The sequence below is a fragment of the Streptomyces sp. NPDC003248 genome, assembly GCF_055563235.1.
In genome coordinates this window covers 232356-246777 of the sequence record NZ_JBVHDT010000004.1, presented here as the reverse complement: position 1 = coordinate 246777, position 14422 = coordinate 232356, and the positions used below count along the sequence as shown (strand labels likewise).

Below are 14422 nucleotides of genomic sequence, written 5' to 3'. Positions count from 1 at the left end.
GGGTAGGGCCGGGATAAAGGCGCGTGAGATCTCCTGCTATCGTCCGGTGCCAACTGCGGCATCGCGGGCGCGGGCATCTGAGCTGACGCCTGCTCATTCGCGAGGCTTGATGCCCCACAGCCGCCCCCACATCCGTAACACCAGTCCAGTGCCGACCCGCGGCCGTGCGCCGCGCCGACACAACGAGGTTGCCGTACCCATGCGTCACGCCGAAGGAGCCCGCGGTGAGTGCTGACCAGACCCAGCTCGCCTTTGACTGGAGCTGTCGGATCATGTCCGACGGGTGCGGCTTCCCGGCTCCGGGCCTGCACTCGTTCCTGTTCCAGCCCATCGCCACGGTCGGCGGGTTCGAGTTCAACAAGGTGATGCTGCTCGCGCTCATCACGACCGTGCTCGTCGTCGCGTTCTTCTGGGCGGCCTTCGGCAAGGCGAAGGTGGTGCCGGGCAAGCTGCAGATGGTGGGAGAGGCCGGATACGACTTCGTCCGCCGCGGCATCGTCTACGAGACCCTCGGCAAGCGTGAGGGCGAGAAGTACGTCCCGCTCATGGTCTCGCTGTTCTTCTTCATCTGGATCATGAACATCTGGTCCGTGATCCCGCTGGCACAGTTCCCGGTGTCGTCCATCATCGCGTTCCCCGCCGTGCTGGCCGCCGTCGTGTACGTGGTGTGGGTCTCGGTGACCTTCAAGCGCCATGGCTTCGTGGGCTTCTTCAAGAACGTCACCGGCTACGACAAGTCGCTGGGCGCGGTGCTGCCGCTCGTGATGGTCATCGAGTTCTTCTCGAACCTGATCGTCCGTCCCTTCACCCACGCCGTCCGGCTCTTCGCCAACATGTTCGCCGGCCACCTGATGCTGGTCATGTTCACGGTCGCCTCCTGGTACCTGCTGAACAGCTGGATGATCCCGGCCGCCGGTGTCTCCTTCGTCATGACCATGGTCATGATCCTCTTCGAGCTTTTCGTGCAGGCCGTCCAGGCGTACGTGTTCGTACTGCTGGCCTGCTCGTACGTCCAGGGCGCTCTCGCCGAGCACCACTGAGGCCCCGCCCCACCCCACCCCTGATCGTCCGGTGGCCAACTCCCACCGGTCCGTAAAGAGAAGGAAGAATCAGCATGGCTGCCACTGAGACCCTCGCCGCCGTCTCCGGTTCGCTCGGCTCCATCGGCTACGGCCTGGCCGCGATCGGCCCCGGCGTCGGCGTCGGCATCATCTTCGGTAACGGCACCCAGGCCCTGGCCCGTCAGCCCGAGGCGGCCGGCCTGATCCGCGCCAACCAGATCCTCGGCTTCGCCTTCTGTGAGGCGCTCGCCCTCATCGGCATCGTTATGCCGTTCGTGTTCGGTAAGTAAGACCTCTTACCCCGACACGTTTCGACGAAAGGCATTGATGTGATCGCCAACCTGGTTCAGCTGGCGGCCGAGCACACGGAGGAGCAGAACCCGCTCCTGCCGCCCGGTCCTGAGCTGCTCGTCGGCACCATCGCCTTCGCCATCGTGTTCTTCTTCTTCTGGAAGAAGCTGCTTCCGAACATCAACAAGGTTCTGGAGGAGCGTCGCGCGGCGATCGAAGGCGGCATCGAGGAAGCCGAAGCCATGAAGACCGAGGCCCAGAGCGTCCTTGAGCAGTACAAGGCCCAGCTCGCCGAGGCCCGGCACGAGGCCGCGCGTCTGCGCCAGGACGCGCAGGAGCAGGGCGCCACGCTCATCGCCGAGATGCGCGCGGAAGGCCAGCGGCAGCGCGAGGAGATCGTCGCCGCCGGTCACGCCCAGATCGAGGCCGACCGCAAGGCCGCCGCCTCCGCGCTGCGCCAGGACGTCGGCAAGCTGGCCACCGAGCTGGCCGGCAAGCTGGTCGGTGAGTCCCTCGAGGACCACGCCCGCCAGAGCCGCGTCATCGACCGCTTCCTCGACGAGCTCGAGGAGAAGGCCGAGGCGTCGCGATGAACGGAGCGAGCCGCGAGGCCCTGGCAGCCGCACGCGAGCGTCTCGACGCGCTGACGGACTCCACGTCCGTGGACGCGGCGCAGCTCGCCGCCGAGCTGGCGGCCGTCACCGCGCTGCTCGACCGCGAGGTGTCGCTGCGTCGGGTCCTGACCGACCCGGCGCAGGACGGCGAGGCCAAGGCCGGGCTGGCCCAGCGCCTGCTCGGCGGCCAGGTCAGCGGGACCACCGCCGACCTGGTGGCCGGCCTGGTGCGCTCCCGCTGGTCGCAGTCGCGCGACCTGGTGGACGCGCTGGAGCAGCTGGCGGACACCGCCGACCTCACCGCCGCGCAGAAGGCCGGCACGCTCGACGACGTCGAGGACGAGCTGTTCCGCTTCGGGCGGATCGTCTCCTCGAACACCGAGCTGCGCGCCGCGCTGACGAACCGGAAGGCCACCGCCTCGGCCAAGGGCGAGCTGCTGCGCAGCCTGCTCGGAGGCCGGGCCGACGCGGCCACCGAGCGTCTGGTGACGCGCCTCGTGACCGCGCCGCGAGGCCGTAGCCTGGAAGCGGGACTCGAGTCCCTCTCCAAGCTCGCCGCCGAGCGCCGCGACCGCGTCGTGGCCGTCGTCACCTCCGCGGTGCCGCTGAGCGACGGGCAGAAGCAGCGCCTCGGCGCCGCCCTGGCCAAGCTCTACGGCCGCCAGATGCACCTCAACCTCGACGTGGACCCCGAGGTCCTCGGCGGGATCCGGGTGCAGGTCGGCGACGAGGTGATCAACGGCTCCCTCGCGGACCGGATCGAGGACGCCGCCCGCCGCATGGCGAGCTAGCAGCAACGCAACAACCGCAGTACGTACGCAAGCGGCCCTGGTTGGGCCGTGCAGAGGATTCACCTCTTTCAGGGGGGAGTCCCCATCCCCCCAAAGTGAAACTTCGGGCCCAACAAGGAGAGCAGGGAACCCAGATGGCGGAGCTCACGATCCGGCCGGAGGAGATCCGGGACGCGCTGGAGAACTTCGTCCAGTCGTACAAGCCGGACGCGGCCTCGCGCGAGGAGGTCGGTACGGTCACCCTTGCCGGCGACGGCATCGCGAAGGTCGAGGGTCTGCCCTCGGCCATGGCCAACGAACTGCTGAAGTTCGAGGACGGCACCCTCGGCCTCGCCCTCAACCTCGAGGAGCGCGAGATCGGTGCCATCGTCCTCGGTGAGTTCAGCGGCATCGAGGAGGGGCAGCCGGTCACCCGCACCGGTGAGGTGCTCTCCGTGGCCGTCGGCGAGGGCTACCTCGGCCGCGTCGTCGACCCGCTCGGCAACCCGATCGACGGCCTCGGCGAGATCGAGACGTCCGGCCGCCGCGCCCTCGAGCTGCAGGCCCCCACGGTCATGCAGCGCAAGTCGGTGCACGAGCCGATGGAGACCGGCTACAAGGCCGTCGACGCGATGACCCCGATCGGCCGTGGCCAGCGCCAGCTGATCATCGGTGACCGCCAGACCGGCAAGACCGCCCTGGCCGTCGACACGATCATCAACCAGCGCGACAACTGGCGCTCGGGCGACGTGAACAAGCAGGTCCGCTGCATCTACGTCGCCATCGGCCAGAAGGGCTCGACCATCGCGTCGGTCCGCCGCGCGCTGGAGGAGAACGGCGCGCTGGAGTACACGACCATCGTCGCCGCCCCGGCCTCCGACCCGGCCGGCTTCAAGTACCTCGCCCCCTACACCGGCTCGGCCATCGGCCAGCAGTGGATGTACGAGGGCAAGCACGTCCTGATCATCTTCGACGACCTGTCGAAGCAGGCCGACGCCTACCGCGCCGTGTCGCTGCTGCTGCGCCGCCCGCCGGGCCGTGAGGCCTACCCGGGTGACGTCTTCTACCTGCACTCCCGTCTGCTGGAGCGCTGCGCCAAGCTCTCCGACGACATGGGTGCCGGCTCGATGACCGGTCTGCCGATCGTCGAGACCAAGGCCAACGACGTCTCGGCGTTCATCCCGACCAACGTCATCTCCATCACCGACGGCCAGTGCTTCCTGGAGTCGGACCTGTTCAACGCCGGTCAGCGCCCCGCGCTGAACGTCGGTATCTCCGTCTCCCGAGTCGGTGGTTCCGCGCAGCACAAGGCGATGAAGCAGGTCTCCGGCCGTCTGCGCGTCGACCTCGCCCAGTTCCGTGAGCTGGAGGCGTTCGCCGCCTTCGGTTCCGACCTGGACGCCGCGTCGAAGGCGCAGCTGGAGCGCGGTCAGCGCATGGTCGAGCTGCTGAAGCAGGCCCAGTACCAGCCGATGTCGACCGAGAACCAGGTCGTCTCCGTGTGGGCCGGCACCACCGGCAAGATGGACGACGTCCCGGTAGCCGACATCCGCCGCTTCGAGAAGGAGCTGCTGGAGTACCTGCACCGCAGCGAGCAGGGCCTCATGACCTCCATCCGTGAGGGCGGCAAGCTGTCCGACGACACGCTGACGGCCGTGGCCGACGCGATCGCCGACTTCAAGAAGCAGTTCGAGACCTCGGACGGCAAGCTGCTCGGCGAGGACGCCGCGTCCGTCGCCAAGTGACGTAAGGAAGGGACCTGACTCATGGGAGCCCAGCTCCGGGTCTACAAGCGTCGCATCCGATCCGTCACCGCGACCAAGAAGATCACGAAGGCGATGGAGATGATCGCCGCCTCGCGCGTCGTCAAGGCGCAGCGCAAGGTGGCGGCCTCCACGCCCTACGCGACCGAGCTCACCCGCGCGGTCACGGCGGTCGGAACCGGCTCGAACACGAAGCACCCGCTGACCACGCAGGCCGAGAAGGTCACGCGGTCCGCGGTGCTGCTCCTGACGAGCGACCGTGGTCTCGCCGGCGCCTTCAACTCCAACGCCATCAAGGCCGCGGAGCAGCTGACGGCGGGCCTCGAGGCCGAGGGCAAGCAGGTCGACACCTACATCGTCGGCCGGCGCGGTCTCGCGCACTACAACTTCCGTGAGCGCAAGGTCGCGGAGTCGTGGACGGGCTTCACCGACGAGCCGACCTACGCGGACGCCAAGAAGGTCGCGGCCCCCCTGATCGAGGCCATCGAGAAGGAGACGGCCGAGGGCGGCGTGGACGAGATCCACATCGTCTTCACCGAGTTCGTGTCGATGATGACGCAGACGGCGCTCGGCGACCGTCTGCTGCCCCTCAGCCTCGAAGCGGTGGCCGAGGAGTCGACGGCGAAGGGCGAGATCCTTCCGCTGTACGACTTCGAGCCCTCGGCGGAGGACGTCCTCGACGCCCTGCTGCCGCGCTACGTGGAGAGCCGCGTCTACAACGCACTGCTCCAGTCGGCCGCCTCCAAGCACGCCGCCACGCGGCGCGCGATGAAGTCGGCCACCGACAACGCCGGAGAGCTCATCGAGACGCTCTCCCGGCTTGCCAACGCGGCCCGCCAGGCCGAAATCACCCAGGAAATCAGCGAGATCGTCGGTGGCGCGAGCGCCCTGGCCGACGCGACCGCGGGGAGTGACCGCTAATGACCACCACTGTTGAGACCGCGACGGCCACGGGCCGCGTCGCCCGGGTCATCGGCCCGGTCGTCGACGTGGAGTTCCCCGTCGACGCGATGCCGGACATCTACAACGCCCTCCACGTCGAGGTCGCCGACCCGGCGAACGCGGGCGAGAAGAAGACGCTGACCCTGGAGGTCGCCCAGCACCTGGGTGACGGCCTGGTCCGCACCATCTCCATGCAGCCCACCGACGGTCTGGTCCGCCAGGCCGCCGTCACCGACACCGGCACGGGCATCACCGTCCCGGTCGGCGACTTCACCAAGGGCAAGGTGTTCAACACCCTCGGCGAGGTGCTGAACGTCGACGAGTCCTACGAGGGCGAGCGCTGGTCCATCCACCGCAAGGCCCCGAACTTCGACGAGCTCGAGTCGAAGACCGAGATGTTCGAGACCGGCGTCAAGGTCATCGACCTTCTCACCCCGTACGTCAAGGGTGGAAAGATCGGTCTGTTCGGTGGTGCCGGCGTCGGCAAGACGGTGCTCATCCAGGAGATGATCTACCGCGTCGCCAACAACCACGACGGTGTCTCCGTGTTCGCCGGTGTCGGTGAGCGCACCCGTGAGGGCAACGACCTCATCGAGGAGATGTCGGACTCGGGCGTCATCGACAAGACCGCGCTGGTCTTCGGTCAGATGGACGAGCCCCCGGGCACCCGTCTGCGCGTCGCGCTGGCCGGCCTGACCATGGCCGAGTACTTCCGTGACGTCCAGAAGCAGGACGTGCTGTTCTTCATCGACAACATCTTCCGCTTCACGCAGGCCGGTTCCGAGGTGTCGACCCTGCTCGGCCGTATGCCCTCCGCGGTGGGCTACCAGCCGAACCTGGCCGACGAGATGGGTCTCCTCCAGGAGCGCATCACCTCGACCCGTGGTCACTCGATCACCTCGATGCAGGCGATCTACGTCCCCGCGGACGACCTGACCGACCCGGCCCCGGCCACCACCTTCGCCCACCTCGACGCGACGACGGTTCTCTCCCGTCCGATCTCCGAGAAGGGCATCTACCCGGCCGTGGACCCGCTGGACTCCACGTCCCGCATCCTGGACCCGCGCTACATCGCGCAGGAGCACTACGACGCCGCCATGCGCGTCAAGACGATCCTGCAGAAGTACAAGGACCTCCAGGACATCATCGCGATCCTCGGTATCGACGAGCTCGGCGAGGAGGACAAGCTCGTCGTCCACCGTGCCCGTCGCGTGGAGCGCTTCCTGTCCCAGAACACCCACGTCGCCAAGCAGTTCACCGGCGTGGACGGTTCGGACGTGCCGCTGGACGAGTCGATCGCCGCGTTCAACGCGATCTGCGACGGCGAGTACGACCACTTCCCGGAGCAGGCGTTCTTCATGTGCGGTGGTCTTGAGGACCTCAAGAACAACGCCAAGGAGCTGGGCGTCTCCTGAGCCCCGTGCTCGGTAGAGGGGGCGGGCGCGTCCCGCCCCCTCTCTCACGCCCACTAGACTTGTAACCAACACCCGGCAGACCCGCCGGGTGGTGACCCGAGGAGCCACCTTGGCTGCTGAGCTGCACGTCGCGCTGGTCGCGGCCGACCGAGAGGTCTGGTCCGGCGAGGCCACCCTGGTCGTCGCGCGCACCACGTCCGGCGACATCGGCGTCATGCCCGGTCACCAGCCGCTGCTCGGTGTGCTGGAGTCGGGCCCGGTGACCATCCGTACGAGTGACGGTGGAACGGTCGTCGCCGCGGTGCACGGCGGTTTCATCTCGTTCGCGGACAACAAGCTGTCGCTGCTGGCCGAGATCGCCGAGCTGTCGGACGAGATCGACGTCCAGCGCGCGGAGCGGGAGCTCGAGCGTGCGAAGGCGGAGGGCGATGCCACCGCCGAGCGCCGCGCGGACGTACGACTGCGCGCGGCGGCGGCGAGCTGACCCAGCCCGCCGTGTGATGTCCCTCAGCCGCGGCCGGCACCGGAGCGATCCGGAGCCGGCCGCGGCTGAGGCAGATCTGGATGTTTTTTCCGTTCCGTTACCTATTTCGGTACCTAGGAGACGAGGAGGTCGGTGTCGATGGTCCTCGCTCTGACTGTGTGCGGAATCGTCGTGGCCCTGGTGGTGCTGGGACTGTTCGTCTTCGGGCTGCGGCGCAGGCTCATCCAGCGGTCCGGCGGCACCTTCGACTGCTCGCTGCGCTGGGACGTCCCCGAGAAACCGGACACCAGCGGCAAGGGCTGGAGCTACGGCGTCGCCCGCTACAACGGCGACCGCATCGAGTGGTACCGCGTCTTCTCGTACGCCTACCGTCCCCGCCGGGTCCTGGAGCGCGCCTCGATCGAGGTGGCCGGCCGCCGTCTCCCGGAGGGGGAGGAGGAGCTGGCGCTGCTGTCCGACGCGGTGATCCTCGCCTGTACGCACCAGGGGACGCGGCTCGAACTGGCGATGAGCGAAGACGCGCTGACCGGTTTTCTCGCGTGGCTGGAGGCAGCCCCGCCCGGACAGCGCGTCAACGTCGCTTAGACGGCCTGATCGTCTACGACAGGCCGCTGTTGATGGCGCTCACCAGCTCGCCGTTGCTGGTGTCACCGCTGAACTCCCAGAAGAACGCGCCGCCCAGGCCCTGGTTCTTGGCCCAGGTCATCTTCCCGGCGATCGTCGACGGGGTGTCGTAGGACCACCACTGGGTGCCGCAGTAGGCGTACGCCGTGCCGGCGACGGTGCCGGTGGCCGGGCAGGAGTTCTTCAGGACCTTGTAGTCCTCGATGCCCGCCTCGTAGGTGCCGGGTGCCGCGCCGGTCGCCGTGCCGCCGGGGGCGGACTGGGTGACGCCGGTCCAGCCGCGGCCGTAGAAGCCGATGCCGAGCAGCAGCTTGGCGGAGGGGACGCCCTTCGCCTTCAGCTTGGCGATCGCGTCGGCGGAGTCGAAGCCGGCGGTCGGGATGCCGGAGTACGACGTCAGCGGCGAGTGCGGGGCGGTCGGACCGGTGGTCGCCCAGGCGCCGAAGTAGTCGTACGTCATCACGTTGTACCAGTCGAGGTACTGGGCGGCGCCGCCGTAGTCGGCCGCGTCGAGCTTGCCCCCGGACGAGCCGTCGCCCGTGATGGCGGCGGTGATCAGGTAGTTCGAGCCGAACTCGGTGCGCAGGGCGGACACCAGGTTCTTGAAGGCGGCCGTCCCGCTGGTGTCGCAGGTGAGGCCGCAGGCGTTCGGGTACTCCCAGTCGATGTCGATGCCGTCGAAGACATCGGCCCAGCGCGGGTCCTCCACGACGGCCTTGCAGGAGGCGGCGAAGGCGGCCGGGTTGGCCGCGGCCTGCGCGAAGCCGCCCGAGTAGGTCCAGCCGCCGAACGAGTACAGCACCTTGATGTTCGGGTACTTGGCCTTCAGCTGGCGCAACTGGTTGAAGTTGCCGCGCAGCGCCTGGTCCCAGGTGTCGGCGGTGCCGCTGACGGACTGGTCGGCGGTGTAGGCCTTGTCGTAGGCGGCGTAGGTGTCGTCCACGACGCACTGGCCGTTCTTGACGTTGCCGAACGCGTAGTTGATGTGGGTGATCTTCGAGGCGGAGCCGGAGGTCACCAGGTTCTTGACGTGGTAGTTGCGGCCGTAGACGCCCCACTCGGTGAAGTAGCCGAGCTTGACCTTGTCGCCGGTGGCCGGGGGCTGCGTGGTGCCGCCGGTGGTGCGCACGGCGACGGCGCCGCTGACCGGGCCGGTCTGGTCGGCGGTGTCCCGGGCCTGGACGGTGTAGGAGTAGTCGGTCCCGGCGGTCAGACCGCTGTCCGTGTACGACGTGGTGGTCACCGTGGCGACCTTGGCGCCGTCGCGCAGGACGTCGTAGTTCTTGACGCCGTTGTCGTCGGTGGCGGCGGTCCACGCCAGGGTCGCCGAGGTGTCGGTGACGCCGGAGGCGGTGGGGGTGCCCGGCGCGGAGGGGGCCGCGTCGCCCGGGACGGAGGTGCCGTCGCAGCTGCCGCCGTTGAGCTTGCAGTTGGCGGGCGAGCCGGAGCCGGAGCCGTTGAAGCCGAAGGAGACGGACGCACCGGGGGCGAGGGTGCCGTTATAGGTCTTGTTCTTGGCGGTCCAGTGGGTGCCGGAGGAGGTGACGTCGGCGTCCCAGGCGGAGGTGACGGCGGTTCCGGAGGGGAAGTCCCACTCCACGGTCCAGGAGGTGAGGGTGGTGGTGCCGGTGTTCTTCACCGTCCACTTGCCCTCGAAGCCGGTGCCCCAGTCCTGGGGCTTGGAGTAGGTGGCGGTGGCGGAGGTCGCGGCCTCGGCGGGGCTCGCGAGGCCGACCAGGCCGGCGAAGGGGAGGAGCAGGGTCGCGAGTCCTGCGGCGACTCGGTGTCTGAAGCGCATGGTGCGCCTCCTCGGGGGGAGTCGGGGGGCATGACTGAGCCTTCACACCCACGGTGCCGCGAGAATAGAAAGGTCTGGACCACGGGTCAATAGGTCTGGACCACCTGCGGCGCGCCGTTCTAGATCCCCAACTCCTGCGCCAGGACGGCCGCTTGCACCCGGCTGCGCAGCTCCAGCTTCGCCAGCAGACGGCTGACGTGCGTCTTCACCGTCGCCTCGGCCATGTCCAGGCGCTCGGCGATCCCCGCGTTGGACAGGCCCTCGCCGAGACACGCCAGGACCTCGCGCTCACGCCGGGTCAGCGCCTCCACGACCGCCGGGTCCGCCCTCGGCTCCCGGGCCGGCCGGGCCGCGAACGCGGCGATGAGACGCCGTGTGACGGCCGGCGCGACGACGCCCTCGCCCCGCGCGACGGTCCGTACCGCCGCGATGAGGTCCCGGGCCTCGGTGTTCTTCAGCAGGAACCCGGCGGCCCCGGCGCGCAGCGCCCCGAACACATAGGCGTCGAGGTCGAAGGTGGTCAGCACGAGCACGTCCGCGAGTCCCTCCCCGACCACCGCCCGGGTCGCCGCCACCCCGTCCAGACGCGGCATCTGCACATCCATCAGCACCAGGTCCGGCCGCAGCTCCCGGGCCAGTGCCACCGCCCGCTCCCCGTCCGCCGCCTCGCCGACCACCTCGATGTCCGGCGCGCTGCGCAGGATGAGGACCAGCCCGGCCCGGACGGCGGACTGGTCCTCGGCGACCAGGACGCGGATCATGCGAGGTCTCCTTCGGTGAGGGGGAGTGCGGCGCGCACCGTCCACCGGGCGCCGTCGGGCCCGGCGGTGAAGCTGCCGCCGAGCAGCGCCGCCCGCTCCCGCATACCGACCAGCCCGGCGCCGGAGCCCGGCGCGCGCGGGTCGTCCCGACGGCCGTAGGGGCTGCTCACCCGTACGTCGAGCACCCCGTCCCGCTGCGCGAGCGCGACGGAGACCGGGCCGGGGGCGGCGTGCTTGAGCGCGTTGGTCAGCGACTCCTGGACGATGCGGTAGGCGGCGAGGCCGACGGGGGCGGGGACGCGGACGGCGGGGGCGTCGAGGGTGACGTCGAGACCGTTGGCCCGGGCGCCCGCCACGAGCGCGCCGAGACCGTCCAGGGTGGGGGCGGGCGCCGGTTCCGGGTCGCCGCCGGTGTTGCGCAGGATGCCGATCAGCCGCCGCATCTCCGCCAGCCCGTCCACGCTGTTCTCCCGGATGACGCCGAGGGCCTGACGGGAGGTCTCCGGGTCGTCGAGGGAGAGCGCCGCCGTGGAGTGGATCGCGATCGCCGACAGGTGGTTGGCGACCAAGTCGTGCAACTCCCGCGCCATCCGCGCCCGTTCGGCCACCACCGCCTGGGTGCGGTCCATCTCGGCGAGCAGCGCGGTCTGTTCGGCGCGCAGCCGGGCGGCCTCGGCCGTCTCCCGGTGGTTGCGGACGATCCAGCCGGTCGCGGCCGGCATCAGCGCCACCAGTCCGGTGACCACCCCGGCCAGCAGGGCCTCCGGCACCCGCCACACCGCGACGGGCACCACGGTGGCGGCCACCGTGAGCAGCCCCGTGATCCAGGGGATGCGGCGGGCGGTGGCGGGCGGGCCGTACACCACGGCCGCGTACACCAGGTCGGTGAACATCACGACCGTGACCAGGTTGCCCCGGGTGAGGGTGTCCGCGGTCAGCGCGCCCACGCCCACCAGCAGTGCCGTACGCGGCCGGACGCGGCGCAGCGCCTCGCAGCCGGCCGTCACCGCGAGCGGCAGCAGGACCGGCCAGCGCCCGTCGAGGAGCACCAGCGGATCGTCCGCCGGACGGGTGCCCAGACCGGCGCCCCACAGCAGCAGCCCGCCGAGCAGCCCGGCCAGCGCGGCGCCCACGTCGAAGCGGTGCGGTCGGGGCAGTCGTACGGCCATGTCCCCATCCAACACGGCGGCCGCGTCCCCCGCCTGATGCCCGGGGAGGGTTCCGCACTGCATCCTTCGACGTACCGCGCATTCGTCACCGGCGACGACGACCGCCGACGTTCCGCCCGGGAGCCTGGAAGGGCGACCGAGAGGAGCGAACCGTGATCGTCGCCCTGATCGCCGTGTGCGAGATCGGATTCTGGGTGCTGCTGGCCGCCGGCCTGGGCGCCCGCTATCTGCTGAGGATGCCCCGCACGGGCGTCGCGCTGCTGCTGTGCGAGCCGCTCCTGGAAGTGGTCCTGCTGGTCGTCACCGCGCTGGACCTCAAGCACGGCGCCGAACCGGACTGGACGCACGGCCTGGCCGCGCTCTACATCGGCTACACGGTCGGCCACGGCCACCGCACCGTGCGGTGGCTCGACGGCCACGCCGCCCACCGGCTGGCCGGCGCGCCCCGGCCCGCCGGACCCCCGCGGTACGGCATGGCCCGGGCCCGGCACGAGGGCCGGATCTGGCTGGGCACGCTGACGGCCGCCGTCGTCGCGACCGTGCTGCTCCAGACCGCCGTCTGGTACGTGGGCGACCCCGGCCGCACCGGCCCGCTGGAGAGCTGGCGCTGGGTGGCCTGGCGGGCGGCGGGCATCCACGGCCTGATCGCGCTGACGTACCTGATCCGGCCGAAGAGGGCGCCGGCGGGACCGCCGCCGGACCGGGCCCTCGGCGGCAGGGAGAAGGAGGAAGCCCGGCGATGAGACGGGCGCTCCGGGCTCGCCCGGGATCCGTCCCGGGGCCGCGTGGGGATCCGTCCTGGGCCCTGCGGGGATCCGTTCGGGGATCCGCCCCGGGCCCGTTCGGGGATCCGCCCCGGGCCCGTTCGGGGATCCGCCCCGGGCTCGCCCGGGATCCGTCCCGGGGCCGCGTGGGGATCAGTCCCGGGCCCTGCGGGGATCCGCCCCGGGCCCGTCCGGGGATCCGTTCTGGGATCGCCCGGGGACCCGTCCGGGGACTCGCCCCGGGATCGCGCGGGGACCCGTCCGGGGGCTCGCCCCGGGACCGCCCGGGGATCCGCCCCGGAATCGCCCAGGGTCCCGCCCCGGAACCCGACAGGTTCCCCAGGTCGGCGTCCGCCTAGGCGCGTTCCCCGCCGGGTACCCACAGGACGTCGCCCACGGTCCGGTTGGCCGTCCGGGCGAGGATGAACAGCAGGTCCGACAGCCGGTTGAGGTAGGTCGCCGTCAGCGGGTTCATCACCTCGCCGTGCACCTCCAGCGCCGCCCACGTCGAGCGCTCGGCCCGCCGGACCACCGTGCACGCCTGGTGCAGCAGCGCCGCGCCGGGCGTGCCGCCCGGGAGGATGAAGGACCGCAGCTTCTCCAGCTCGGCGTTGAAGCGGTCGCAGTCGGCCTCCAGCCGGTCGACGTAGGACTGCTCGACCCGCAGCGGCGGGAACTCCGGGTTCTCCACCACCGGGGTCGACAGGTCCGCGCCCACGTCGAACAGGTCGTTCTGGACGCGGGTGAGGACCGTGACGAGCGGCTCGTCCAGGCCGCCCAGCGCCAGCGCCGTGCCGATCACCGCGTTCGCCTCGTTCGCGTCCGCGTACGCGGCGATCCGCAGGTCGGTCTTCGCCACCCGGCTCATGTCGCCGAGGGCGGTGGTGCCCCGGTCGCCGGTCCTGGTGTAGATGCGCGTCAGATTGACCATGCGGCCAATCTAGACGGTCCTCGGGGATCCGTTCCGTTCCCTTCGTCACGGCCGCTCCGTACGGTGCCAATCGGTGCGAATCAGACAGGAATTGACGACGTGACCGGCGTCTCACGGCCTGAGACGTGAAACGCGTTACTAACCGGTCACACAGCCCCTCACGCCCGCTAGTGTCCGGCCGAGAGCCATGGGGAGGGCGACCGCTACGCCGGATGGCTGACGCCGGTGAGATCGGCCGCACGAGTGGGCAGGGCTTCTCCAGGCACTGCTTCCGCACCGGCCCCAGGGGCCTCACCCTTGCGGGTGAATTCGGTATCGGTTCGCTCACAGACGGCAACCTCCGACCGCTTCGTGCAGTCAGAGGAGGCAACACCGGACACCACACCGCGGAGCACGAGACGCACGCTTAGGGGAGTGCTATGTACATCAGGGGCGACCACACCGAGCTGGTCGTCGGGGGCCGCCTCGACGTCCGCAGCGCGGCGGACGCCCGTACGGTCCTGCACACGGCGGTGGACGACGGCGCCGGAGACCTGGTGCTCGACCTGTCCGAGCTGGACTCCTGGGACGCCACCGGACTCGGCGTCATCATGGGCGTCCACCGCCGGGCCGGCCGCTGCGGCCGCCGTCTGGTCCTGCGCGACGTACCGCCCCAGATGCAGCGCCTGCTGGTGGCCACCCGCCTGCACCGCATCCTCGCCATCGAGGGCGGCATCGGCGTGGAGTCGCTCCCGCAGGTGTAGGACCCGGCAGCGGGGCACCCGCACACCACGGCACCCGCGGGCGACGCCACGCGGCACGCGCCGGTGACACCGCGCGACACCCGTGGGCGACACTTCGTGGCGCCCACGGGTCGACCCGTGGCGAACCGCGCGACGCGCGCAATCCTCACGAGACCGTGACGTCTCGGGCGGCTCGGCACCCCGGACTGTCGTGGATACTGTGCGAAGGTTTACGGTTCGTCTGCCCGCCGCCCGCAGCCCTCGAGCGGGCACCGGACCAGAAGCGACAGCGCAGTGTGCAGCAAGGCCGGGA

15 protein-coding genes are annotated in these 14422 nt (G+C 70.4%); 11 read left to right on the top strand and 4 right to left on the bottom strand.

Going from position 1 to position 14422, the window contains the following annotated elements; all coding sequences use genetic code 11:
- Positions 1-272 precede the first annotated feature (272 nt).
- From atpB to ACZ3KJ_RS12710, 9 genes are all read left to right on the top strand, one after another.
- Positions 273-1040 (top strand): F0F1 ATP synthase subunit A, encoded by a 768-nt coding sequence (gene atpB, locus ACZ3KJ_RS12750; protein ID WP_467526820.1) that lies wholly within the window; start codon positions 273-275, stop codon positions 1038-1040.
- A 74-nt stretch (positions 1041-1114) separates the two neighbouring features.
- Positions 1115-1351 (top strand): ATP synthase subunit c family protein, encoded by a 237-nt coding sequence (locus ACZ3KJ_RS12745; protein WP_015657805.1) that lies wholly within the window; start codon positions 1115-1117, stop codon positions 1349-1351.
- Positions 1352-1390: 39 nt separating this feature from the next.
- Positions 1391-1945 carry a F0F1 ATP synthase subunit B gene (locus ACZ3KJ_RS12740; RefSeq protein WP_467526533.1) on the top strand — a complete coding sequence of 185 codons (555 nt, stop codon included), beginning with the start codon at positions 1391-1393 and terminating at the stop codon, positions 1943-1945.
- Entirely contained in the window at positions 1942-2757 is an 816-nt protein-coding gene (locus tag ACZ3KJ_RS12735; RefSeq protein WP_467526532.1) for a F0F1 ATP synthase subunit delta, read from the top strand. Before ACZ3KJ_RS12740 ends, ACZ3KJ_RS12735 begins: the two co-directional genes overlap by 4 nt.
- Before the next feature lie 134 nt (positions 2758-2891).
- Positions 2892-4481, top strand: a complete 1590-nt coding sequence (gene atpA / locus ACZ3KJ_RS12730) for a F0F1 ATP synthase subunit alpha (protein WP_467526531.1) — start codon at positions 2892-2894, stop codon at positions 4479-4481.
- 21 nt (positions 4482-4502) lie between these two features.
- Positions 4503-5420, top strand: a complete 918-nt coding sequence (locus tag ACZ3KJ_RS12725; RefSeq protein ID WP_389514226.1) for a F0F1 ATP synthase subunit gamma — start codon at positions 4503-4505, stop codon at positions 5418-5420.
- Positions 5420-6856, top strand: a complete 1437-nt coding sequence (gene atpD / locus ACZ3KJ_RS12720; RefSeq protein ID WP_389514227.1) for a F0F1 ATP synthase subunit beta — start codon at positions 5420-5422, stop codon at positions 6854-6856. Before ACZ3KJ_RS12725 ends, atpD begins: the two co-directional genes overlap by 1 nt.
- A gap of 109 nt (positions 6857-6965) precedes the next feature.
- A complete protein-coding gene (locus tag ACZ3KJ_RS12715; RefSeq protein WP_189942660.1) occupies positions 6966-7340 on the top strand; it encodes a F0F1 ATP synthase subunit epsilon in 375 nt (124 codons plus the stop codon).
- 138 nt (positions 7341-7478) lie between these two features.
- Complete coding sequence (locus tag ACZ3KJ_RS12710) at positions 7479-7925, top strand: DUF2550 domain-containing protein (RefSeq protein WP_389514229.1); 447 nt, start codon at positions 7479-7481, stop codon at positions 7923-7925.
- 13 nt (positions 7926-7938) lie between these two features.
- On the opposite strand, the gene ACZ3KJ_RS12705 is transcribed toward ACZ3KJ_RS12710, so the two are convergent.
- From ACZ3KJ_RS12705 to ACZ3KJ_RS12695, 3 genes are all read right to left on the bottom strand, one after another.
- The gene (locus ACZ3KJ_RS12705) at positions 7939-9762 is read right to left on the bottom strand and encodes a glycosyl hydrolase family 18 protein (RefSeq protein ID WP_467526530.1); all 1824 of its coding nucleotides are present in this window, start codon (positions 9760-9762) and stop codon (positions 7939-7941) included.
- Positions 9763-9881: 119 nt separating this feature from the next.
- Positions 9882-10523 carry a response regulator gene (locus tag ACZ3KJ_RS12700; RefSeq protein WP_467526529.1) on the bottom strand — a complete coding sequence of 214 codons (642 nt, stop codon included), beginning with the start codon at positions 10521-10523 and terminating at the stop codon, positions 9882-9884.
- Positions 10520-11692, bottom strand: a complete 1173-nt coding sequence (locus tag ACZ3KJ_RS12695) for a sensor histidine kinase (RefSeq protein ID WP_467526528.1) — start codon at positions 11690-11692, stop codon at positions 10520-10522. Before ACZ3KJ_RS12695 ends, ACZ3KJ_RS12700 begins: the two co-directional genes overlap by 4 nt.
- A 152-nt stretch (positions 11693-11844) precedes the next feature.
- On the opposite strand from ACZ3KJ_RS12695, the gene ACZ3KJ_RS12690 reads away from it, so the two are divergent.
- Positions 11845-12435 (top strand): hypothetical protein, encoded by a 591-nt coding sequence (locus ACZ3KJ_RS12690; protein WP_467526527.1) that lies wholly within the window; start codon positions 11845-11847, stop codon positions 12433-12435.
- A 376-nt stretch (positions 12436-12811) separates the two neighbouring features.
- Here the strand turns inward: ACZ3KJ_RS12690 and ACZ3KJ_RS12685 are convergent, their stop codons facing one another.
- Positions 12812-13387 (bottom strand): cob(I)yrinic acid a,c-diamide adenosyltransferase, encoded by a 576-nt coding sequence (locus tag ACZ3KJ_RS12685; RefSeq protein WP_467526526.1) that lies wholly within the window; start codon positions 13385-13387, stop codon positions 12812-12814.
- Between the two features lie 419 nt (positions 13388-13806).
- Between ACZ3KJ_RS12685 and ACZ3KJ_RS12680 the strand changes: the two genes are divergently transcribed.
- Entirely contained in the window at positions 13807-14130 is a 324-nt protein-coding gene (locus ACZ3KJ_RS12680) for an STAS domain-containing protein (protein ID WP_385061639.1), read from the top strand.
- The last annotated feature ends 292 nt before the right edge of the window (positions 14131-14422 follow it).